We start from the raw sequence: 23,067 nt of genomic DNA, 5'->3' as shown, positions 1-23,067 counted from the left end.
GTGTCAGTCACGTTACCGCCTAAACCTGAAATCGGCTTGCCGCTCTGGCTGCTCGCCGAGCTGACATATCGTTGCCCGCTGCAATGTCCCTACTGCTCCAACCCGCTGGACTTCGCCGAGCAAGGCAAAGAGTTGAGCACCGAGCAGTGGATCAAGGTGTTCCGCGAAGCGCGGGAGATGGGCGCCGCGCAACTGGGCTTTTCCGGCGGCGAGCCGCTGGTGCGCCAGGACCTCGCCGAACTGATCGCCGAGGCGCGTAACCTGGGTTTCTACACCAACCTGATCACCTCCGGCATCGGCCTCACCGAGCAGAAAATCAGCGACTTCAAGAAGGCCGGCCTGGACCATATCCAGATCAGCTTTCAGGCCAGCGACGAACAAGTGAATAACTTGTTGGCCGGCTCGAAAAAAGCCTTCGCGCAGAAACTGGAAATGGCCCGAGCGGTGAAAGCCCACGGCTATCCGATGGTGCTGAACTTCGTGACCCATCGGCACAATATCGACAAGATCGACCGGATCATCGAGCTGTGCATAGCCCTTGAGGCCGACTTCGTCGAGCTCGCCACGTGCCAGTTCTACGGTTGGGCGCAGCTCAATCGGGTCGGCCTGTTACCGACCAGGGAACAGCTGGTCCGAGCCGAACGCATCACCAACGAATACCGCGCCAAGCTGGAAGCCGAAGGGCATCCGTGCAAGCTGATTTTCGTCACGCCGGACTACTACGAAGAGCGCCCGAAAGCCTGCATGAACGGCTGGGGCAGCATCTTTCTGACCGTCACGCCGGACGGCACCGCATTGCCGTGTCACGGCGCGCGGCAGATGCCGGTGCAGTTTCCCAATGTGCGCGACCACAGCATGCAGCACATCTGGTACGACTCGTTCGGCTTCAACCGCTTTCGCGGTTACGACTGGATGCCCGAGCCGTGCCGCTCCTGCGACGAAAAGGAAAAGGACTTCGGCGGCTGTCGCTGCCAGGCGTTCATGCTCACGGGTGACGCAAGCAATGCCGACCCGGTGTGCAGCAAGTCCGAACATCACGGCGTGATCCTCAAGGCCCGCGAAGAAGCCGAGCACGCGACTCAGACCATCGAACAACTGGCCTTTCGCAATGAACGAAACTCACGACTCATCGCCAAGGGCTGAACCCTTCAGCGCAACCCGGGCCGTCGCGGCCGGTATCGACTTCGCCGAGTTGCAGGTCGGCAAGCATGGCCTGTTCTGGAACGAGTACCGTCCCGAGGATGCCGCCTGCCGGATCTGGCACTGGCGCGATGGCCAGGCGCAGTGCCTGACGCCGGCAGGCTTCAGCGTGCGCAGTCGGGTGTACGAATACGGCGGTGGCGCGTTTTGCCTGACCGATGACGGGATTGTTTTCGTCAACGAGGCGGACCAGCAGCTGTATCGGCAATCAATGGCTGGAGAGGCGCCTGAGGCGCTGACGTCGGGGGAGTGCCGTTACGGCGACCTGCAGTTCGCCAACGGTCAGGTGCTGGCGGTTGAAGAGCATCGTGATCGGCATCAACTGGTGGCGATCGATGTGGCAGACGGCCGGCGACATCTGCTGGCCGAGAGCGCCGATTTCTACGCCGCACCGACGCTGAGTCCCGACTCGCAACGATTGGCGTGGATCGAATGGAGCCGTCCGGATCAGCCATGGACCGCGACCCGCCTGATGGTTGCCGAACGCCAAAGCGAGGGTGGTTTCGCCCAATCGCGTTGCGTGGCCGGCGAGGGTATTCAGGAGTCGTTGCAACAACCTCGTTTCGATAGCGACGGCCGTCTGTTTTGCCTGACCGATCGCGGCGGTTATTGGCAGCCTTGGGTGGAGTCGGCGGATGGCCTGAGCCCACTGCCGAGCGCCGCCGCCGATCATGGACCGGCGCCGTGGCAGCTGGGTGGCAGCACTTGGTTGCCGCTGGGCGACAGCAACTACCTGGCAAGCTGGACGGAAGGCGGGTTTGGTCGTTTGGGTTTATGCGGCGACGTCAGTGAGGATTTCACTGGCGACTACAGCCGCTTTCGCCATCTCGCCCTGGATGAGCAATCCATTTACTGCATCGCCGCTTCGCCGGTCAGTCCAGCAGCGGTCATTGCTATCGACCGCACTACGCGGCAGGTCAATGTATTGGCCGGAGGCATTGCCCCGTTGCCCGCCGAACAGATCAGCGTCCCGCAAACCCTGCGCTACCCCAGCGGCGCGGGTGAAGCCCACGGCTTCTTCTATCCGGCGATGACCGCCGACGCAAAGCCGCCGCTGGTGGTGTTCATTCACGGCGGCCCGACTTCGGCGTGCTACCCGATGCTTGATCCGCGCATCCAGTACTGGACGCAACGCGGCTTCGCTGTGGCGGACCTCAACTATCGTGGCAGCAGCGGCTATGGCCGGGCTTATCGCCAGGCCCTGCATTTGAGTTGGGGCGAGGTGGATGTGGAGGACGCCTGCGCTGTCGTCGCCCATCTCGCCGGACGCGGATTGATCGACGGCGACAAGGCATTTATTCGCGGTGGCAGTGCCGGCGGCTACACCACTCTTTGCGCGTTGGCCTTTCACAAGGTCTTCCGCGCTGGCGCCAGCCTCTATGGGGTCAGCGATCCGGTTGCACTGGGGCGGGCGACCCATAAATTCGAAGGCGATTATCTGGACTGGCTGATCGGCGATCCGCTGCTCGATGCCGAACGCTACGCTGCGCGGACGCCGCTGCTGCATGCGCACAATATCAGCGTGCCGGTGATTTTCTTTCAGGGCGAACTGGACGCCGTGGTGGTGCCGCAACAGACCCGCGACATGGTCACCGCGCTGCAGGGCAACGGGATTCTGGTGCAAGCGCATTACTACGCGGATGAACGCCACGGCTTTCGCAAGGCGCGGAACCAGGCCCATGCGCTCGAGCAGGAATGGATGTTTTATCGGCAGGTGATGGCGTTGGCGGACTGAAGTCGGCGCTTTGTGCAGAAATGGCGGCGGTACATTCGTCGGATCGCCGCCCGGAGCCGGCTCCGGGCGCGATCGATGTTAGCGGTTTATCTGACGTCGCTAAACTCAGCGCTTGGCGATGATGTACACCGCATGCACGATCCCAGGAATGTAACCGCACAACGTCAGCAGAATATTCAGCCAGAACGCGCCGGCGAACCCGACTTGCAGAAACACACCCAATGGCGGCAACAGAATGGCAATGATGATTCGAATAAAGTCCATGGGGTCAGCTCCTGATTAAAGTTGGCTCGTGTGAGCCACACAGTCAATCGACCAGCGTCGTTCGTCAGGGTTCAGTGCGGACCATCAGGCCAATATCTCAAGACCGTGTTTCTGCACGATGCTCAACAATTTCAGCGCCATGCCGCTGGGGTGTTTATCCCCTGCCTCCCATTTCTTTACAGTCGAAGCACTGGTGTTCAGATAACGAGCGAACACGGGTTGGCTGACATTGTTGCGCTCGCGTAGCGCTTTAATCTGCTCTGCATCAATGGACTCTGGCACCGTTGCAAGGCACGACTCGTCGAATTCGCGCATGGTTGCCTTGCTGATTGCTCCGACAGCAAACAGGGCTCTGGCCGATTCGTGTATCGATTCAGACACTTCACTTTTGAATTTTTTACTCATGAGATATCTCCACAAACTCCTTCATATCCAGCAGCCGTCGCACTTGCACATCTGTCAGCCCGGCGTACGTCTTCGCCAGTGTGCGTAAATCACTCAGTTCCTTGGGACTGATATTGCTCCGATCCTGCTTGGCAAACAGCACCTGATAGATCCAATAACGCCCACTCTTCGCCAGAACGATCGATCGATGGCGGTTGGCATTCAAACGCTTTTTCCAGACCCCGCCGCCGAGATCATCCGCTTGGCCATTGAGCATTTCGGTGAATGCTTCCCGAAGTTCTTCATCACTGATCCATGCTTTACCAGCCTGCATCGCAAAGCTTTTTGTCTTGAATAACCTTGGTGACATCGGCGTCCCTTCCAAAAAACATACCACTCAGTGGTATAGATTTCAAAACCAGTTCTTCAATAAGGTTGTTTCACTGGCACCAGCAGTCCTTGCTGGTCCTTTTAAAAAGCCATCGATCCTGCTCACGCTCAAGTACTGAATCCATTTGGCAAAACGCAGAGACAAAAAAACGCCCCACGCGAAAAGATCCAACGTGGGGCGATGCGTTATTACCGCGAGACGGTTCGGGAATTCGTGTAGGTCGGGTCTGATCAGACTGCGATCCCTTTGCGGCATTGCAGTTGCGCAGTGCGCACTCGGGAGAAGGCGCGGGCCAGTCGCAGGAGCATCTCGTCGATGTTGGCTTTGCTGACGGTGAGGGCCGGGGTAAAGCGCAGGCAGTCAGGTTGTGGGGCGTCGAGCAACAAGCCTTCGTACAACGCTGACTTGACGACGGCATCAGCCGAATCATCGGACAGGCTTAGCCCCCAAAGTAATCCTTGGCCCCGTAACTCGCCGTGACCATAGCGATGGGACAAACGCTGCAGGCCTTCGCGCAGGTGCTGGCCGGTTTGCCCGACATGATCGAGAAAGCCCTGGTCTTGCACGCTGTCGAGGACCACCAGCCCGGCGACCGTCATCAGTGCGTTGCCATGGTGGGTGCCGGCCAAGTCACCAATGTCCAAACAGCACGCCTTGCCTCGCGCCAACAACGCGGCCAATGGCACGCCACCACCGAGCCCGCCACCGAGGACGACGATGTCTGCCCGAACGCCGTAGGACTCTTCGGCAAGCAAGGTGCCGCAGCGGCCTATGCCGGTTTGTACTTCGTCGAGGATCAACAGAATCCCAAGCTCCCGGCATAGGCGTTCGACACCTTTGAGGTAAGACTCGGTGGCTGCAATCACTCCGGCTTCGCTCTGGATCGGTTCGAGCATGATCGCCACGGTCCGGGCATCGACCGCCGCGTGCATCGCCATAAGGTCATTGAAAGGAACGTGGTGAAAGTCTCCAGTGGAAGTCATCCCCGGACGCTGGCCATTAGTGGCAACAATAATCCGAGAAGCCCCACCGCGATGACGTTGACCCCATTTACGTGCAAGTTGAATCGCTGCTTCACACGCCTCGCTGCCGCTGTTGAGCAGGTAGGCCTGATCACTGCCGGTACGGGCGCAGAGTTGCTCGGCAAGGCTGAGCATGCCGCGGTTATGCAAGCCGAATCCCGGATTGATCAGCGATCGGGCCTGCTCCGAAATTGCGTTGACCAGCACCGACGGGCTGTGTCCCAGGCTATTGGCGCCGCCGCCCTGTGAAAAATCCAGGTACGCGCGGTCATCGCTATCCCACAACCACGAGCCCTGGCCACGGACGAAAATCTGGCTGGGCCGTTCGACACTGGGCATCAGGAACTCACTGGAAAGGTTGTCGCTACGCGATGGCCGGAAAGTGTCGACGGCCAGGTCATCAAGACTCGGCGGAGTGCGCCGCAAACTGAACAAATTCATGCAAAAAAGCCTCGCGGGAGGTTTTTTGTCTTACCTATGCAAACACCATCGAGGGAAACGGTATTCATCGCGTTCTATGGCCCTGTAAGCCTTGTGAATGCGGTTAGACTAGGCCCAGACAAGGCGTTGAGCCATTTCGATTTCCCAGCATTTTCGATAAGCGCACCTTATGGATTTCAAGCAACTGCGTTATTTCGTCGCGGTCTACGAAGAAGGCCACGTGGGCCGGGCGGCCGAGCGACTTTCCATTTCCCAGCCGGCACTGTCCCAGCAGATCCGTCATCTGGAACAAAACCTCGATGTGAGCCTGTTCGAGCGCAGCAGCAAACGCCTGTTGCCCACGTTGGCCGCACACACGTTGTACAACCACGCCCTGCCCTTGCTCGATGGCTTGCAAAGGGCGCGCGAGGCGTTGGGCAATTTCAAGGGCCAGGCGTTGCGCACGTTGGCCATCGGCGTGCTGCAAACGGTTCACAGCAGTCTGGTGCCGCAGATGCTGGAGCGCGTGCGCAAAGCGCAGCCGCACCTGGTGGTGCAGATTTATGAATTGACCGGTCTGGAGATCGAACGCCGGCTGCTCAATGGCTCACTCGATATCGGTATCAGCTACCTGCCGCCCCGTCAGCCGGGTCTGCATGGCGTGATGCTGTACGAGGATGAACTGACGCTGGTCATCCCGGCGGACCACCCGTTGCGTGAATTCAAGAAAGTCTCGATGAGTCAGGCCGCCGAGTTGCCGATGCTGTTGCTGGGTGAAGAGTTTCAGATACGGCAGATCTGGCAGACACAACTGGCCAATCTGGGACGGCGTCCGCAGGTGCAGGCGGAGTTGAATAATATGGCGGGGATTCTCGACAGCTTGCCCCACACGCGGCTGGCAACGGTCCTGCCGGGGCGCTCGCAAAAGGCGCTCGACAATAATGAACTGCTTTGGAAGCCGCTGACCGAGCCGCGGGTGCCGCTAAAAGTCGGATTGGTGTGCCGGGATGTGCAGCGGCAACAGGCCTCGCTGGCCTTATTGCGAACATTGCTGGAGGAAGTCATGAATGGGCCGGATGACCGCTTGAACAGCGCACCAACCCTCGACGCACTGAGCTGAATACTTTTCTGCAGGCAAAAGAAAACCCCGCCGAAGCGGGGCTTTGCAGACTGTTTCCCTGACATCCATTTCACTCCGCCGTCCTGGCAGAATCCTACGTGTCCGTGTTGTTGCTTTGCGCTTCCTGCGCGACGTCCATGTGAAGTAGATTAGCTCTGGATCCAATCTTCGCATATGGGAAAACAGCAGTACGTCATGTAAGAGAATGCTTACATGACGCTACATTGTCAGAATTGTGCGGCATCCAGCAGGAACAGCGATTCGCTGCCGGCCTTCACCGACGCGCTCAACGAGTGAATGCGCGGCAGCAGGCGGGCGAAGTAGAACCGCGCCGTGCCCAATTTGCTCGCGTAGAAATCGTCCTGCGCTTCTTTGCCCAAGGCGGCCTTGGCCATCAATGCCCACATGTACGCGTAGGCTACATAACCGAAGGTTTGCAGATACTCGACCGACGCAGCGCCGATTTCGTTCGGGTTGCTTTTCGCGCGGTCCAGCAGCCAGGCGGTCAGTTCATCGAGGGTGGTCACGGCATCGTTCAGCGGCTTGGTGAACTCCGCCAAGTCAGCGCTGGCCGTGGCAGTGAAATGACGAATCTCGTCGGCAAACAGGTTGTAGAACGCACCGCCGGTGCCGACGATCTTGCGTCCGACGAGGTCCAGCGCCTGAATACCGTTGGTGCCTTCGTAGATCTGGGTGATACGCACGTCGCGCACCAGTTGCTCCTGACCCCATTCGCGGATGTAACCGTGGCCGCCGAAGATCTGTTGGCCATGAACCGTGGTTTCCAGGCCCAGATCGGTGAGGAACGCCTTGGCCACCGGGGTCAGCAATGCCACCAGGTCTTCCGCACGCTTGCGGGTGGTCGCGTCTTCGCTGAACTTGGCGGTGTCCAGTTGCATCGCCACGTAAGTCGAGAATGCACGGCCGCCTTCGTTCGAGGCTTTCATGGTTAGCAGCATACGACGCACGTCCGGGTGGACGATGATCGGGTCAGCGACTTTGTCTTTGTTCTGCGCGCCGGTTGGCGAACGGCTTTGCAGACGGTCGCGGGCGTACTCGATGGCGTTCTGGTAGGAACGCTCGCCGGTGGCCAGGCCCTGGATACCGACGCCCAGACGTTCGTAGTTCATCATGGTGAACATGGCCGCCAGGCCTTTGTTCGGCTCACCGACCAGATAACCCACAGCTTCGTCGAAGTTCATTACACAGGTCGCAGACGCCTGGATGCCCATCTTGTGTTCAATCGAACCGCAGTTCGCCGGGTTGCGCGCACCCAGGCTGCCATCGGCATTGACCATGAACTTCGGCACCAGGAACAGCGAAATGCCTTTCGGCCCCGCCGGTGCATCCGGCAGCTTGGCCAGTACCAGGTGGATGATGTTTTCGGTCAGGTCGTGTTCACCGCCGGTGATGAAGATCTTGGTGCCGCTGACTTTGTAGGAACCGTCGGCCTGAGGTTCGGCCTTGGTGCGAATGATCCCAAGGTCCGTGCCTGCGTGCGGCTCGGTCAGGCACATGGAACCGGCCCAGACGCCCGCGTACATGTTCGGCAGGTAAGCGGCTTTCAGCTCGTCGCTGGCGTGGGCGTTGATCGACAGGCAGGCGCCGGCGGTCAACATCGGGTACAGACCGAACGACAGGCTCGCGGAGTTGACCATCTCTTCGACTTGCGCCGAAACCGCCTTGGGCATGCCCATGCCGCCGTAGGTCGGATCGCCACCGACACCGACCCAGCCGCCTTCAGCGTAAGTCTGATAAGCCTGTGGGAAACCTGCCGGCGTGGTGACGGCACCATCCGCCCAATGGCAACCTTCTTCGTCAGCCGCACGGCTCAGCGGCGCGATGCTTTTGCTGGTGACTTTGCCGGCTTCTTCGAGAATGGCCTCGACGGTTTCCGCATCGACGGTATCGGCCAGCGCAGGCAGTTCGGCCCAGAGTTTGGCGACCTCGAATACTTCATTGAGGACGAAGCGCATATCGCGCAGGGGCGCTTTGTAGTCAGCCATGGCAAACCTCGCAAGATCTTTACAGGTGATTCGTAGGAATAGTGCTTTCGTTGGGTCCGAGTGTACCCCAACAACTTTTGCGACACATAGGGTCAGGCAGTGACCATTTTGTAATGTTTAGTCACTGACTAAACAGTCATAAAAAAGCCCGCAATAGCGCGGGCTCCTTTGTCACTGGTTTTAAAGATTAAAGCGCAAACAACTCCGCCGGCAGCTTCATCAGGCAATCACTGCCCGCCTCAATGGCTGCGCGATGAGCGGCGGTGCGCGGCAGCAATCGCTTGAAGTAAAACTCGCTGGTCGCCAGTTTGCCCTTGCAGTAATCGGCATCGCCGCTGCCAGCATTGAGTTGGGCCTGGGCCACCAGCGCCATGCGCAGCCACAGATAGCCGAGGATGATGTAACCGCTGTACATCAGGTAATCCACCGATGCAGCACCGACTTCGTCCGGGTTTTTCATCGCGGCCATGCCGACCTTGGTGGTCAACTCGCCCCACTGCTGGTTCAGCTCGTTGAGCTGTGCCACATAGCGGGCCAGTTGCGGATGCTCAGCGTTCGCTGCGCAGAACTTGTGGACGATTTTGGTGAAGCCGCGCAGCAGTTTGCCCTGGCTGCCAAGCACTTTGCGCCCGAGCAAATCCAGCGCCTGAATGCCGTTGGTGCCTTCATAGATCGGCGCAATCCGGCAGTCGCGAACCAATTGCTCCATGCCCCATTCGCGAATGAAGCCGTGACCGCCGAACACTTGCATGCCGTGGTTGGTCACCTCCAGCCCCGTGTCGGTCATGAACGCTTTGCAGATGGGCGTGAGGAACGCCAGCAGGTCTTCGGCATCCTGGCGTGCGGATTCGTCCGGGCTCAGATGCGCCGCGTCCAGCAGTTGCGCGGTGAAGTACGTCAGTGCGCGGTTGCCTTCGTTGAAGGCTTTCATGGTCAGCAACATCCGCCGCACATCGGGATGAACGATGATCGGGTCGGCGGCTTTTTCGGGTGCTTTCGGGCCGGTGAGCGAACGCATTTGCAGGCGATCATTGGCGTACTTGATCGCCCCCTGGAAGCTAGCCTCGCCCAGACACAAGCCCTGCATCCCGGTGCCAAGACGCGCATGGTTCATCATAGTGAACATGCAATTCAGGCCTTTGTTCGGCTCACCGATCAGGAAGCCCTTGGCCTCATCGAAGTTCAGCACGCACGTGGCCGACGCCTTGATGCCCATTTTGTGCTCGATGGACCCGCAGGAAACACCATTGCGCTCGCCCGCTTCACCCTCGGCATCGGGCAGGAATTTGGGAACGATAAACAACGAAATACCCTTGGTACCCGCCGGAGCGTCCGGCAGTTTCGCCAACACCAGGTGAATGATGTTGTCGCTCATATCGTGTTCGCCGGCAGAGATGAAAATCTTGCTGCCCGAGATCGCATAGCTGCCGTCGGCCGCGGGCACCGCCCGGGTCTTGATGATGCCCAGGTCGGTGCCGCAGTGGGCTTCGGTCAGGCACATGGTGCCGGTCCATTGGCCTGCGGTGAGTTTGCTCAGATAGGTGCTTTTCTGTTCTTCGGTGCCGTGGGCGTGGATGGCTGACATCGCGCCGTGGGTCAGGCCGGGGTACATGCCCCAGGAGGTGTTGCTGGAGCCGACCATCTCGCTGATAACCAGCCCCAGCGAACTCGGCAGCCCCTGGCCGCCATACGCAGGATCTGCCGCCAGACCATGCCAGCCGCCTTCAACGTACTGTGCGAATGCCTGCTTGAAGCCTGTAGGCGTCGTCACCACGCCATTGTCGAAATGGCAGCCTTCTTCGTCGCCGCTGCGATTGAGCGGCGCAAGAACGTTCTCGCAAAACTTCGCGCCTTCTTCAAGGATCGCATTGACCATGTCCGGGCTGGCGTCGGTCGCGCCCAGCGCTGCGTAGTTGGCGTGAAAGTCGAAGACGTGGTCGATCAGAAAGCGCATGTCGCGCAAGGGGGCTTTGTACTCGGGCATGGTCGTTCTCCGTCAGCAGATCGTTCAAACCTACTGCCGCCCACCACGCCTCACAATCACAGTCCAGACGCTGAATGCGCCATCATCACTCAACCCGCAGCGGTGTCCATGCGTACCGCGCCACGGCGGCTCTGACCGAACGCCACCACACAATTTCGCCCGGCGCCCTTGGCGCTGTAGAGCGCCTCATCCGCGGACTTGAGCACTTTTTCAGGGGTGCGCTGATCCACTCGTTCGGCGACGCCAATGCTGACGGTGACCGAAACACTGGCAGCACCCGGCCCCGCGCGCCGCTGACGACCTTGCTGATCGTCCTGAGGACGACTGTCCTGGTTGCGCAGCTGAATGTTGTAGGTGGCGATGGATTCGCGAATGACTTCCAGGTGCGGCATGCACTCTTCAAGCGTCTTGCCCGCGAACACCAGCGCAAATTCCTCACCGCCGTAGCGATACGCCCTACCGCCCCCGCCGATTTTCGACAGCTTGCTGGCGACAAGTCGCAATACCTGGTCGCCGACGTCGTGACCGTGGGTGTCGTTGAATTTCTTGAAGTGATCGACGTCGCTCATGGCCAGCACATAATTGCGCCCCAACCGCTGCATCCGCTCGTTCAAGGCTCGACGCCCCGGCAAACCGGTCAGTTCATCGCGAAAGGCCATTTGGTAGGCCTCGTGGGCGACCGCCGCCGCAATCATCAGCATCACCTGACTGCACATGATGTTCAGGGTGAATGGCAGGATGAACGTTTTCGGCAGCGCCCAGAACAACCCCAGCAAACCCACCAATTGCGCGGCGTGCAAGGGTCTCGGGTTGCGCCAGTATTGCCAGCTCAGCAGCAGGAACGATGCGATGAACACCGGATAGGACAGCTGGATCAGGCTCATCCACGCACCATGCAGGGCTGGCCAGCGAATTTCCGACAGCCACAGCAACAGAGCCTGTGGGTAACTTTGCTCCAGGCCCAACGCGATACTGCCGACGGCCAGCAAGACAGCGAAGCGCGCCACCATGTCCTGAAACAAGTGGGTGCGTTCCTGCCAGGCACCGAACACACCGAACATCAACGGCAACAACAGGCAACACAGGTGAAACACCACCGCGGCGTCATCACGGACTTTGCCGTTGTCGCGGTAATAGTCGGTCTGCGTATCGAGCAGGAAGTAGGCGATGTACACCGTGACCATCAGAAACAGCTCTCGCTGACGTCGGTAAACCGCGCAATACGCACCGCCGAGCAACAGCACCAACGTTGGCAGCACGTTGAACAGCGAGGTGAAGAAGACGTTGAGATCCTTGACGTAGGCAGCCGCCAGCCCCGCAAGCAATAGCAGTAACGACGGCAGGAAATGGCTGAAACGTACAGCAGAAGAACGCGGCAAGGGTAAAACTCCGACCGTCATAGCAATAGATGGCATTGTGCCCACGTACTGTAACGGCAGAACCCCCGATATGCTGAGTGAAATACTGCGGTATTTACAAAAGGGCGTCACTGGCGTCCATCAACCGCCAGTGACGCAAAGGGAATCAGGATTACAGGTCGTTGTTGAACGGTTGCAGCGGCCCCTCCAGACTTGGGCGACCTTCAGCACCGACCGGTTTGAGCTGGATTTCGGCATCCTGCGCTTGCCGGGTAGTGATCTTCGGACTTGCCGGCTTTTGCCCGACGGAGTTTTCATCACCCTTTTCGCCCTGTGCCAGCACCAGCGACGGATGATCAAACGGCGCCCGTTCCCATGCGACCCGAGGATCGGTCAGTCCGACTTCCATGAATTTGACCAGTGCATCCACTTCATCCGGGGTGAGGTTCAGCCGCGTCATGTCCGGGTCGAGGTTTGAGCCGTTGTGCTGATTGACCGCAGGGTGGTCAAAGCCACTGGTATTGCTGGCATCTTCACCACGCCGGTCGCCGCCACGGTTGTAGAACTCCATGACCTGACGCAGCGTTGCGCGACTGCCGTTGTGGAAATACGGTCCGGTCAACGCGATGTTACGCAGGGTCGGCGTCTTGAAGGCGCCATCGACTGCGTCGCGGAAACCGACATTCGGCTTGAGCGTCGCATCACAAGGGATCGCCGAGCTCAAACGCGCTTCGAAGGTGCACACATCGACCTCCAGCGGGTCAGGGATCTGGCCGCCCTGGAGTACGGTGTTGTACTCACGAGTGAAGGACAATGGATTGCCCCAGGCATCCGAGCCACCGAGCGCCAGGTCTTCCGACGTTGGACGCACCCCGGTGTTGTAGAAGCCGTTGTCATACAGCGTGGTCAGGTTGTCGGCCATCACCATGCGCTCGATCCGTTCCCGGGGATGGAACAGCAACCGGCTGCCGGCGTTGGTCAACTCCGCACCGCCGTGGCAACTGATGCACTTGCCCTTGCCCAGGAACAGATTCATGCCCTGGACCTGCTGGTCGTTCATGGCCGTATGATCGCCCTGCAAATAGGCATCCAACGGCGCTTGGTCCGAGATCAGCGTGGACTCATACAGCTGAATCGCCAGCCCGAAGAACAGCGGGAAATTCGCTTCCATCTGGGTGTAAGGCGCACCACCCAGCGAGACCTGCTGCGTGGCATTCCACAAGCGCGGCTGGAACGCGTTCTTGATCAGCTCACGGTAGGTCGGCCGGCGGGCGCCGGACACTGGGCCCAGTACCGAATCGGTAGACGAAATCCGCTGCTGCTTGAGCATCAAGGTGTCGAGCATGCGCCGGCCAATGTCGGCGAAGGTACGACCGCCGCAGGACATTTCCACCGGACTCCCGGGAGGCCCTACCGCTTGTGAAGCGGCGGAAGCATCCTTGAGCGCCAACCTGACTTTGGTCGCCACGCCACTGCGATCGCTGGTCACAAAAATCCCGGCGTCAGGATCACGATTGCCAAATGGAGAGAAGCCGTTGAAGACGTTATTGGCGCGGCCATCCCAAAAATTACGCACGTTGAACGCGGCATTGATCACCGTGGGTGCGTTGCGCCCGGTGCTGCGGCGAACATTGATGCCACCGACCTGGAAGATGCCGTCCGGTTGCTGAATGCACTTATCGAAACGAGCCTGATGAGGTTTGACGAAGTTGGCGTCGAATACGCCCTGGGACCCAATCACATCGTCAGTCGAATAGACAATCGCCGAATTGCGATCCATCGGATCAGCCAGCACATGGGTCGGAAAGTCAGCTTTCTTCAGCAGGTAGTTCGGGCCGCCCTTGCCTCCTGATTTGGTGGTGTAGCTTGGCACGTCGCCTGGAATGTTCGAGGCGGTGAACGGCTTGTTGAAGATCGACGAGACGTTCGCGTTGGTGTTCGCCTGACCTGGATTGATCTGGTTGGTGGTGCGGTGATCAACACCCGCGTGGAAGTGGCAGGAGGCGCAAGCCGTCGAACCGTCACTGCCGATCTCCATGTCCCAGAACAGTGCTTTGCCCAAGAGAACCGCCGCAGAGCGATTAAGCACGTAGTCAGTCATGAGGTCGACTTTGCGCCCGCCTTCGGTTCCCGACGGGTCGGGCGGTAGCATCCCACGCAGCGATTGCAGAGTGGGCACGTCCGGTACAGGCGGATCGACCGCTACCGGGTCAGCGGCCCAGGCACTCGCGGCCGGTAGACCGATGGTCAGTAGAACGCCCGCCATCGCACAGGGTAAACGGGTGATTCGATAGAGGTCCAAGTAATTAAACATCATGACATTCTCGATTCAGTGCGGAGTAGCCAGGCTCCGGGATTGTCCTGTTGCGAGATGAACTCATCGCCACAATTCTTGCCGCTTGCACCAGTAGTTACACCACTCGAAATGGCTCGGGCAAGGCAACGCTTAACTGGCAAAGTACTCTCTTGGCTCAGGCTTGATTAAGACACTGCTCTGTCACACCGACGGTGCGCTTAACCGAACTTTAGCTGTAACAAAAGATTTCAACCAAAAAAAATCAAAATTTTTTCTGAATCACTAAAGATGCCTTACAAACACTCCTGGCACACAAAACAAAACGCCCCTCAAATCTGGTGAACTTCCCCCACTACTGGGTAAGAACCCCCAATACAAGCAAACACCGGTTACATAGACACTCAAAACTATATGATTTTAAAGGTAAATATTTTTTTAAAATTTATTAAACGGCTTGGCATAGCAAATGCTGATTCACAATTCAGAGAAACTAAATTAATTGATCGCACCGTATACAAGCCTGGTTATCAGGGGAATAACCTTTTATAAGAATTAAATACTCCGCGAGTGCATTAGTTGCACTGCGCGAGCTATGGCTTTTGTTTAATATCACGACAAAACTTCATGATTTATACCCCAATACGTTTTTCTTGAAATATTATTCTGCTCGGAGTGAATATAGACAACCTTTCTCATTAAGTACCTAGGGCCAAAGTGATACAACGAATACCTAAACCTCACTTCGCACACTCCCAATCATGGGTATATATCCCCCCCTATGTTGGTGGATAGTAATTCGATAGTGTCATGCGCAACATCATCCTTGGCCGCGCAGCCCGCATTTTTAGTGTGTCGGCGAGTATTTGTGTCTAATTGTTTCAAAACAGGCACGACAACTGCTTTGTACGCTTCAGGCTCAAGGAAATGTCTCTCGCGTTTGCGTCCATAACCGGCCGACGCAACGCAGGTGAAAGCATCCGAACGGCAAGTGTCGACCGCACACAGGCACTTATCCCGCTGGATCGAGCCAGAATTCGACACTCACGGCTTTGCGTTTTTTTGCGCAGGATTCAGCGCATCTGCAGATCTAAGGGCTCGATTGGCCGGCATTTGGTCTTGCAAGATACTGGAGTGAGCCATGAGCTTATCTTTGTACGAAAAAACGCTCGCCATACCGCCGCTGCCTCACAAACGATTCAACGGCTTCTTCAGTCGCCAAGCACTGTTCGCCAGTGCCGTCGCTGTCGCACTGACCATTGGTGGTGGCGGAGATGCATTTGCCAAAAACGGAGCTGGCGGTGGCGGTGGCGGTGGCGGCGGGACTGCCAAGCCCCCTGGTGTGCCCTCGCCGTTCACGACACCCACACTGCCCGACCCGGTTTTTACCAACCCGACTGCGATTCACGGGTTCAGCGTTACAGGCTTTATCCAGAACATGACGCTGGACTCCACCAACGCGAATTGCCCCAATACCAGCGCCCCGGGCCGCTTTGGGGGGACAGTCCAATTAAACGGCGTCACGATAACGGTTCCTTGCAACACTGTTATACAGATGCCGGCTAATACCCTGACCTGGGCCGAGTTCGTCAGGGGTGGAACCCTGGCACTCGGAAAATCAGCGGCGGCCTACCCCTCGTTCGAAATTCATGTGGTAGGCAATGCCGTCTCCAACAAGCAGATTGCCGGACTGATCTTTGTCTCCCAGCAATCAGTCAACGCGGGAAGCGGATTCATTACCCGGATCGACTACACCAACGGCAACCTTGAAGTTGACAGCGGGAACCCGACGCAACCCACGATTATTCAGATCAACGACCCTAGCGGACGTTTTGGCCGTCCCCAAAGCCCCGACCCACGCTTCTCCGTCGATGATGCCAACCCGACCATCCATGCAGCCACCGGCTACCCGATGTGCGTGCCACGCACGATTTCCGGGGACGATGCGCTCTGCCCACAGAAAAACCGCCCAAAAGTGGTCACCCCGACCACGACCAACAACTGCCGCAATTTCAGCCAGGCCGGTGTCACGCTTCCAGCCAGTGGGGAACTCTCGGCGCCCGCAGTGGGGCAGGTCTATTGCAGCCAGTACGTCATGAAGAGATTCAGCGATGCTACACGCACGGCGACGGACCCCGATCCGACACAACAGGCCCCCTTCGAAGTTGGCGACTTCATCAGTTGGTCCGGCACTCTGTTCAAGTCTGCAACAGCGGGATCCCCGGACTTCATCTCTGCACACACGATCGAAGCGAATGTCGGGATCTACACTCAGCCTGGTTCGCAGCCCAGCTACATGGCTATCGGGGAATTTGGCATCGGTACGGCCGACCCCGCCGCAACGGCCATCAACGGGGTAGCCCAAGAGACGCAGGACCGGATTTTCCTTGAAGCCTCGACCACCGACATCAAGACCCCGGTTGACATCTATCTGATAGATGTCAATCCATCGACAGGTGTACAAACCAATCGCTGGATTACGCCCTATGAGATGACGGGTGAATGCAACCCTGGGCTGGGCCTTGCGACCACTTGCCTGGGAGCCTCGGGTGGGATTACCACACAGAACACGGGTGCTCAGCCACAACGCGCCAGATTGCGTGCGACCAAAGCGCCCACTGGGCTTCTTAGCCAGCCGACACGTACCTTGCGCGTCGTTGCGCGGTCACTTTGCGTTCCGCAGCAGAGCTTATCCCAGACTGCCGTGGACAGTTGCCTTCAGAATGCGAGCAGGCTGACCGTCGCCAATGGACTGATTGCCGGACAGTATGTGGCACCGGTGTTTGAGTTCATCTTTCCGGAAGGCGTCAAGCCTGGCGATCCTGTGGTGCCTAACGACTTCTGGCATCTGCCGTTCATACGTAACGGCGAAGGCGTGAGCACCCCGACTGGCGTCGGCCCGCTGGATCCGACGCCATGGTGATCAAGGCGTGACCTCAGCGCAAAAAAAAACCGCCGTTCCCGAAGGAGCGGCGGTTTTTTTCAAAGACTGACTTAAGGCTTAGTAGCCCAGCGCGAAGTCTTCTTCTTTCATGTCCATCAGGTTATTGGCGCCCGACAGCATGGTTGCAACGTGAGTGCGGGTACGCGGCAGGATGCGCTGGAAGTAGAAGCGCGCAGTCTGCAGCTTGGCGGTGTAGAACGCCTCTTCGGAAGTGCCGGCAGCCAGTTTCTCGGCAGCCAGGCGCGCCATGTCAGCCCAGAAGTAGGCCAGGCAGGCGTAACCGGAGTACATCAGGTAGTCCACCGATGCCGCGCCGACTTCTTCGCGGTCTTTCATGGCAGCCATACCGACCTTCATGGTCAGCTCGCCCCACTCTTTGTTCAGCGCAGCCAATGGCTCGACGAATTCTTTGACGGCTTCGTTGCCTTCGTTGGTCTGGCAGAACTTGTGGACGATCTTGGTGAAGCCTTTCAGAGCCTCGCCTTGAGTCATCAGCACTTTACGGCCCAGCAGGTCGAGTGCCTGGATACCGGTAGTGCCTTCGTACAGCATCGAAATGCGGCTGTCGCGAACGTTCTGCTCCATGCCCCACTCGGCGATGAAACCGTGACCGCCGTAGATTTGCACGCCGTGGTTGGCGGATTCGAAGCCGACTTCAGTCATGAAGGCTTTGGCAATTGGCGTCATGAACGCCAACAGTGCGTCGGCTTTCTTTTTCTCTTCTTCGTCCACGCCGTATTTGACGATGTCGACTTGTTTGGCAGTGAAGTAAACCATCGCGCGGTTGCCTTCGGCGAACGCCTTCATGGTCAACAGCATGCGACGTACATCAGGGTGCACGATGATTGGGTCCGCAGCTTTTTCCGGCGCTTTCGGGCCAGTCAGGGAGCGCATTTGCAGACGATCGCGAGCGTATTTCAGGCCGCCCTGGAAGCCGATCTCGGCGTGAGCCAGACCTTGCAGCGCGGTGCCCAGACGTGCGGTGTTCATAAAGGTGAACATGCAGTTCAGGCCTTTGTTCGCCGGGCCGATCAAGAAACCGGTGGCCGCGTCGAAGTTCATCACGCAGGTCGCGTTGCCGTGGATGCCCATCTTGTGTTCCAGGGAACCGCAGGTTACCGCGTTGCGAGCGCCGATCGAACCGTCTGCGTTCGGCATGAACTTGGGAACGATGAACAGCGAGATGCCTTTGGTGCCAGCCGGTGCATCCGGCAGGCGTGCCAGCACGATATGCACGATGTTGTCGGCCATGTCGTGTTCACCGGCCGAGATGAAGATCTTGGTGCCGGAGACTTTGTAGGAACCGTCGGCCTGAGGTTCAGCCTTGGTGCGCAGCATGCCCAGGTCAGTGCCGCAGTGCGGCTCGGTCAGGCACATGGTGCCGGTCCATTCGCCGGACACCAGCTTGGTCAGGTAAGCCTCTTGCTGCTCAGGCGTGCCGTGCTCGGAAATGGTGTTCATCGCGCCATGCGACAGGCCTGGGTACATGCCCCACGACCAGTTGGCTTCGCCAACCATTTCGCTGACAGCCAGACCCAGAGATTCCGGCAGGCCTTGGCCGCCGTGCTCTACGTCGTGAGCCAGGCTTGGCCAGCCGCCCTCAACGAATTGCTTGTAGGCTTCTTTGAAGCCCGTCGGGGTTTTAACGCCGGACTCACTCCAGGTGCAGCCTTCGGTGTCACCCACGCGGTTCAGCGGAGCCAGCACCTGCTCACAAAACTTGGCGCCTTCTTCGAGAATGGCGCTAACCATGTCTGGAGTTGCGTCCGCACAAGCCGGAAGGCTCTGATAGTGCGCTTCGTAGCCGAGCAGTTCGTCACGAACGAAGCGAATATCACGCAAGGGGGCCTTGTAGTCAGGCATAGCGATAAACCTCTGCTGATGTAACCGGGAATGAACGACCGTGTTGATTTGTTGTGACGGTCAAACAGTTGTTTGAAACATACGTTTACGCCCAAATCTTGTCAAGCGCCGATCTTTTGCCGTTCGTCATCACGCCTCACAAATGACAGGCACGCAGCCGCGCACCGTTGTTGACCGAGCAACACGTCGTGTAGGAAAGATTAGTTGAGAGAGAAGGACTTACGCACAAAAACGCCGCGAAGAGTCGCGGCGTTTGGAGAGACGGATTCAGCGAGGGATCAAGCGAAGGTATCGATCAACGTTCCGAGCATTTCATCGGAAGCCTTGGCGACCTTGGCACCGGCCTCGACCTGGAACTTGCCCTGAGCCATCTCGACCATGTTACTGGCCAGGTCCGATTGCTGACTGCGATCTACCGAACGCAGGCGATCGACCTGAGCCTGGGAAGACTGACTGGTCACCGAACGCTCGACGGTGTTGCCGGCGATCTGGCTCGAGGCCTGATCGACACGGTTCTGCCCTGCCTGAATAGTGCTCAGACCGGCATAAAAAGCGCTGTTTCCTGAGATTTCCATAAAGGACCTCGTCCTACAAAGGAGCAACAGTGGCCATTGAAACAGACCCACTGACAAAAGACCCGACAAAAACACTAATGGCACAGTGCCTTGTCATAGAGAGAACCGACGTCAGTCCAGCAGATCCAGCTGAAGATGCTCTGCCACCGCTTCGGCCGTGACCGATTTGAGCTTCGGCACGCGCCCAAGACAAGGCGCGGGAATCCGCTCGGCGAGGGTCGCAAGGTTCTCCTCCAGCCGCGAGGTCTTCGGATCGATGATATTCGCCACCCAACCTGCCAGTTGCAAGCCGTCCTGGGCAATCGCTTCGGCCGTCAGCAGCGCATGATTGATGCAACCCAAGCGCACGCCGACCACCAGAATCACCGGCAGGCCCAGCGCTTTCGCAAGATCGGACAGATTGTCCTGATCCGCCAACGGCACGCGCCAGCCGCCAGCGCCTTCGATCAAGGTGAAATCGGCCTGCATGTCGAGAATCTCGAGCATGGGCGTCAACAGCGATTGCACCGTCAGTGCCACACCGGCTTCCCGCGCCGCCAGATGCGGAGCGATCGGCGGTTCGAATGCCACCGGATTGACCTGTGCATAAGTCAAAGGCAATGAGCACTCGGCCAGCAGCGCCAGCGCATCGGCGTTGCGCAATCCCTTGGGCGTCACGTCGCAGCCCGAGGCGACCGGCTTGCCCGCCGCCGTACTCATGCCCGCCGACCGCGCAGCATGTAACAAGCCGGCAGCAACGGTGGTCTTGCCGACATCAGTGTCAGTGCCGGTGATGAAATAGGCTGCGCTCATACGGGTTTCTCCAACACGGCGTAGACCACCTGATAAGTCGCCGGCAGTCCTTTGGCCTCACGAAACTGCTCATAAGCCTCGATCAAGCCGAGGATACGCGCCCGACCGGTCAAACCACCCGGTCGACCGGGGTTCAGGTTGTGCGCACCCAATGCCTTGAGCTCATGGGTCAGGCTGCGCACGTCCGGGTAATACAACACGTGAGGAAGGGCCTGCAGACTTTTAATGTTCAGGCCACTGGCCGCACACAGCTGTCGATAAACCTCCAACTCGCGGAAGCGATTGACATGCACCATGCCATCCACCACACGCCAGCTGTCCCGCAACTCGAACAACGTCCCTACACAAAGACTAGCAAACGCGAAAATTCCGCCCGGTTTGAGTACCCGGAACGCCTCGCTGAGCACCGATTCGAAGTCCGCACACCACTGCACCGCAAGGCTGGAGAAGACCAAGTCACAGGTCGAATCGCGCAGCGGCAATCGTTCCGCATCGCCGGCGATAAAATGGCTGGCGCCGCCCAATGGTCGGGCGTGGTTGAGCATGCCTTCGGCAATGTCCATCGCCAATCCGTTACCCGCGGGAAATCGCTCGCCCAAGGCCCGACTGAAATACCCGGTGCCGCAGCCCAGATCCAGCCAGACACGCGGAACAAAATCACCGGGCAAAAGGCTCAACAATTGGTTGCCGACATCGCGCTGCAGTTGAGCCACGCTGTCGTAACTCGCCGCCGCACGGGAAAAGGAGGCCGCTACCTGGCGCTTGTCGGGCAAGCCGCCGGGCAGATGGGGAAAAGATAAATCAGTCATCACCGGACTCGTGCAAAAAGGCCTGGATCGCCCCGGCCACGCCGTGGGGGTCTTCCAGAAGAAACGCATGGCTGGCCTGTTCGATCAGGCCGATTTCGACATCCGGCAGCAACGCCAGCAAGTCCCCCGCCGCTTCAGCCGGGACCAACCCGTCGAGGCCGGCGAACAAATGCAGTTGTGGGCCGCGGAACGCCTGCAACGCCTGGCGCGTATCCAGATGTGCAAGCAGCTCCAGACCGCTCATGAGAATCGATGCAGACGTATTCGGCGCACCACCGAGCAACAATCGCGACAGTCCGCGCGGGTCTTCCGAGCCCTGAGCGCAAAGCAGTGAAAAGCGTTTCAACGTCAGGCGCGGATCAGCCTTGCAACCGGCCAGAAACGCATCAAAGGTCTCGCCGGCCATCGCGCTCGGCCATTGCTCATGGGCGACAAAAGAAGGGTTGCTCGCCAGCGTCAGCAAACCGCAGCAACGATCGCCACGGCGCGCCGCCAACTCGGACGCGAGCATGCCGCCAAGCGACCAGCCGCCGAGCCACGTATCCTGCGGCACCGTTGAATCCAGTTCATCCAGCCATTCTTCAAGATCGCTCGATTCCAGTTCCGGCAATGGCTCGATCTCGACCCGCAGGTGCTCATCCAGCCCTTGCAGCGCTGCCGCCAACGGCTCCAGCGGAGAAATTCCGAGGCCCCAGCCGGGGAGCAGAATCAGTCGATCACGCATGGTTTGGCTCCGGTCCAAGTTGTTGGAAACAATCGGCCAGTCCATTCAACAATAGCTGCACCTGCGCCTCGCTGTGGGCGGCAGTCAGGGTCACACGAAGACGGGCACTGCCGGCAGGCACGGTGGGCGGCCGGATCGCCGTCACCATCAAACCGCGCTCGCGCAGCATCTGCGACAACCGAACCGCACGCCCAGCGTCGCCGATCATGATCGGCTGGATCGGCGTGAAGCTGTCCATGAGCTCCAGGCCGATCTGCTCGGCGCCATGGCGGAACTGACGGATCAGCGTTTTCAGATGCTCGCGTCGCCAGTGCTCTGTGCGCAGCAACTCGAGACTCTTGAGCGTCGCGCAGGCCAGCGCCGGTGGCTGGCTGGTGGTGTAGATGTAGGGACGGGCAAACTGGATCAGGCTTTCGATCAGCTCTTCGCTGCCGGCGACAAACGCCCCGGCCGTGCCGAAAGCCTTGCCAAGGGTCCCGACCAGCACCGGCACGTCTTCCTGGCTCAAACCGAAATGCTCGACGATCCCGCCGCCATTGGCGCCCAGCGGGCCAAACCCGTGAGCATCATCGACCATCAGCCACGCCCCCTTGGCCTTGGCTTCCCGAGCCAGCGCCGGAAGGTCGGCGATATCGCCGTCCATGCTGAACACGCCGTCGGTGACCACCAGCGTATTGCCGGTCGCCTTCTCAAGACGTTTGACCAGGCTCGCGGCATCGTTGTGCAGATAGCGATTAAAACGCGCACCTGACAACAAACCGGCATCGAGCAAAGACGCATGATTGAGACGGTCTTCCAGCACCGTATCGCCCTGCCCGACCAACGCCGTGACCGCACCGAGATTGGCCATGTACCCGGTGGTGAACAGCAGCGCACGCGGTCGACCGGTCAAATCGGCCAAGGCTTCTTCCAGCGCGTGATGCGGGCTGCTATGACCGATGACCAAATGCGAAGCCCCACCGCCGACGCCCCAACGCGACGCACCGGCGCGCCAGGCCTCAATCACTTGCGGGTGATTGGCCAGGCCCAGGTAATCGTTGTTGCAGAACGCCAGCAACGGCTGGCCGTCGACCACCACTTTCGGGCCTTGAGGGCTTTCGAGCAGCGGGCGCTGGCGATAGAGGTTTTCGGCACGACGGGCAGCAAGGCGTGCGGCGAGATCAAATGACATGCAGGCCTCGGC

18 protein-coding genes are annotated in these 23,067 nt (G+C 58.9%); 4 read left to right on the top strand and 14 right to left on the bottom strand.

Annotated features, from left to right (window positions below):
* Together pqqE and BLQ41_RS07540 are read left to right on the top strand one after the other, a co-directional pair.
* Window positions 1–1,143, top strand: coding sequence for a pyrroloquinoline quinone biosynthesis protein PqqE (pqqE, locus tag BLQ41_RS07545; protein WP_167360526.1), 1,143 nt, complete (start codon window positions 1–3; stop codon window positions 1,141–1,143).
* The gene (locus BLQ41_RS07540; protein ID WP_090179037.1) at window positions 1,109–2,935 is read left to right on the top strand and encodes a S9 family peptidase; all 1,827 of its coding nucleotides are present in this window, start codon (window positions 1,109–1,111) and stop codon (window positions 2,933–2,935) included. Before pqqE ends, BLQ41_RS07540 begins: the two co-directional genes overlap by 35 nt.
* 105 nt (window positions 2,936–3,040) lie before the next feature.
* On the opposite strand, the gene BLQ41_RS07535 is transcribed toward BLQ41_RS07540, so the two are convergent.
* The 4 genes from BLQ41_RS07535 to BLQ41_RS07520 all read right to left on the bottom strand — a co-directional run bounded on the left by BLQ41_RS07535 (window position 3,041) and on the right by BLQ41_RS07520 (window position 5,437).
* Complete coding sequence (locus tag BLQ41_RS07535; protein WP_007904205.1) at window positions 3,041–3,199, bottom strand: YqaE/Pmp3 family membrane protein; 159 nt, start codon at window positions 3,197–3,199, stop codon at window positions 3,041–3,043.
* An 84-nt stretch (window positions 3,200–3,283) separates the two neighbouring features.
* Window positions 3,284–3,604 (bottom strand): helix-turn-helix domain-containing protein, encoded by a 321-nt coding sequence (locus BLQ41_RS07530; protein WP_090179034.1) that lies wholly within the window; start codon window positions 3,602–3,604, stop codon window positions 3,284–3,286.
* Entirely contained in the window at window positions 3,597–3,953 is a 357-nt protein-coding gene (locus BLQ41_RS07525; protein WP_090179032.1) for a type II toxin-antitoxin system RelE/ParE family toxin, read from the bottom strand. Before BLQ41_RS07525 ends, BLQ41_RS07530 begins: the two co-directional genes overlap by 8 nt.
* A 251-nt stretch (window positions 3,954–4,204) precedes the next feature.
* Window positions 4,205–5,437 (bottom strand): aspartate aminotransferase family protein, encoded by a 1,233-nt coding sequence (locus BLQ41_RS07520; RefSeq protein WP_090179029.1) that lies wholly within the window; start codon window positions 5,435–5,437, stop codon window positions 4,205–4,207.
* A gap of 169 nt (window positions 5,438–5,606) precedes the next feature.
* On the opposite strand from BLQ41_RS07520, the gene BLQ41_RS07515 reads away from it, so the two are divergent.
* Window positions 5,607–6,536, top strand: coding sequence for a LysR family transcriptional regulator (locus BLQ41_RS07515; RefSeq protein ID WP_090179025.1), 930 nt, complete (start codon window positions 5,607–5,609; stop codon window positions 6,534–6,536).
* A gap of 227 nt (window positions 6,537–6,763) precedes the next feature.
* On the opposite strand, the gene BLQ41_RS07510 is transcribed toward BLQ41_RS07515, so the two are convergent.
* The 4 genes from BLQ41_RS07510 to BLQ41_RS07495 form a co-directional block, all read right to left on the bottom strand.
* Window positions 6,764–8,542, bottom strand: a complete 1,779-nt coding sequence (locus BLQ41_RS07510; RefSeq protein ID WP_090179022.1) for an acyl-CoA dehydrogenase C-terminal domain-containing protein — start codon at window positions 8,540–8,542, stop codon at window positions 6,764–6,766.
* Window positions 8,543–8,729: 187 nt separating this feature from the next.
* Window positions 8,730–10,526, bottom strand: a complete 1,797-nt coding sequence (locus BLQ41_RS07505) for an acyl-CoA dehydrogenase C-terminal domain-containing protein (RefSeq protein ID WP_090179021.1) — start codon at window positions 10,524–10,526, stop codon at window positions 8,730–8,732.
* A gap of 89 nt (window positions 10,527–10,615) precedes the next feature.
* Window positions 10,616–11,905, bottom strand: a complete 1,290-nt coding sequence (locus BLQ41_RS07500; RefSeq protein WP_090179019.1) for a GGDEF domain-containing protein — start codon at window positions 11,903–11,905, stop codon at window positions 10,616–10,618.
* A gap of 151 nt (window positions 11,906–12,056) precedes the next feature.
* Entirely contained in the window at window positions 12,057–14,198 is a 2,142-nt protein-coding gene (locus BLQ41_RS07495) for a cytochrome-c peroxidase (RefSeq protein ID WP_197678938.1), read from the bottom strand.
* A gap of 1,120 nt (window positions 14,199–15,318) precedes the next feature.
* Between BLQ41_RS07495 and BLQ41_RS07490 the strand changes: the two genes are divergently transcribed.
* Window positions 15,319–17,100 carry a hypothetical protein gene (locus BLQ41_RS07490; RefSeq protein ID WP_090179016.1) on the top strand — a complete coding sequence of 594 codons (1,782 nt, stop codon included), beginning with the start codon at window positions 15,319–15,321 and terminating at the stop codon, window positions 17,098–17,100.
* Between the two features lie 78 nt (window positions 17,101–17,178).
* Here BLQ41_RS07490 and BLQ41_RS07485 read toward each other — a convergent pair whose 3' ends face one another.
* From BLQ41_RS07485 to bioF, 6 genes are all read right to left on the bottom strand, one after another.
* Window positions 17,179–18,984 carry a phenylacyl-CoA dehydrogenase gene (locus BLQ41_RS07485; RefSeq protein ID WP_090179015.1) on the bottom strand — a complete coding sequence of 602 codons (1,806 nt, stop codon included), beginning with the start codon at window positions 18,982–18,984 and terminating at the stop codon, window positions 17,179–17,181.
* A 278-nt stretch (window positions 18,985–19,262) separates the two neighbouring features.
* Window positions 19,263–19,559: a pyrroloquinoline quinone biosynthesis protein PqqE gene (locus BLQ41_RS07480; RefSeq protein WP_090179011.1), complete on the bottom strand. Its 297-nt coding sequence runs from the start codon at window positions 19,557–19,559 to the stop codon at window positions 19,263–19,265.
* Between the two features lie 111 nt (window positions 19,560–19,670).
* Window positions 19,671–20,351: a dethiobiotin synthase gene (bioD, locus tag BLQ41_RS07475; RefSeq protein WP_090179008.1), complete on the bottom strand. Its 681-nt coding sequence runs from the start codon at window positions 20,349–20,351 to the stop codon at window positions 19,671–19,673.
* Window positions 20,348–21,160 (bottom strand): malonyl-ACP O-methyltransferase BioC, encoded by an 813-nt coding sequence (gene bioC, locus BLQ41_RS07470; protein WP_090179005.1) that lies wholly within the window; start codon window positions 21,158–21,160, stop codon window positions 20,348–20,350. Before bioC ends, bioD begins: the two co-directional genes overlap by 4 nt.
* A complete protein-coding gene (locus BLQ41_RS07465; protein ID WP_090179001.1) occupies window positions 21,153–21,884 on the bottom strand; it encodes an alpha/beta fold hydrolase in 732 nt (243 codons plus the stop codon). Before BLQ41_RS07465 ends, bioC begins: the two co-directional genes overlap by 8 nt.
* Window positions 21,877–23,055 carry an 8-amino-7-oxononanoate synthase gene (gene bioF, locus BLQ41_RS07460; RefSeq protein ID WP_090178996.1) on the bottom strand — a complete coding sequence of 393 codons (1,179 nt, stop codon included), beginning with the start codon at window positions 23,053–23,055 and terminating at the stop codon, window positions 21,877–21,879. The genes BLQ41_RS07465 and bioF overlap by 8 nt, the downstream gene beginning before the upstream one ends.
* Window positions 23,056–23,067 lie beyond the last annotated feature (12 nt).

This window comes from Pseudomonas arsenicoxydans (genome assembly GCF_900103875.1).
GTDB lineage: Bacteria > Pseudomonadota > Gammaproteobacteria > Pseudomonadales > Pseudomonadaceae > Aquipseudomonas > Aquipseudomonas arsenicoxydans.
Note: the sequence above shows the minus strand (reverse complement) of the source record. Positions and strands in the feature narration are given on the sequence as shown.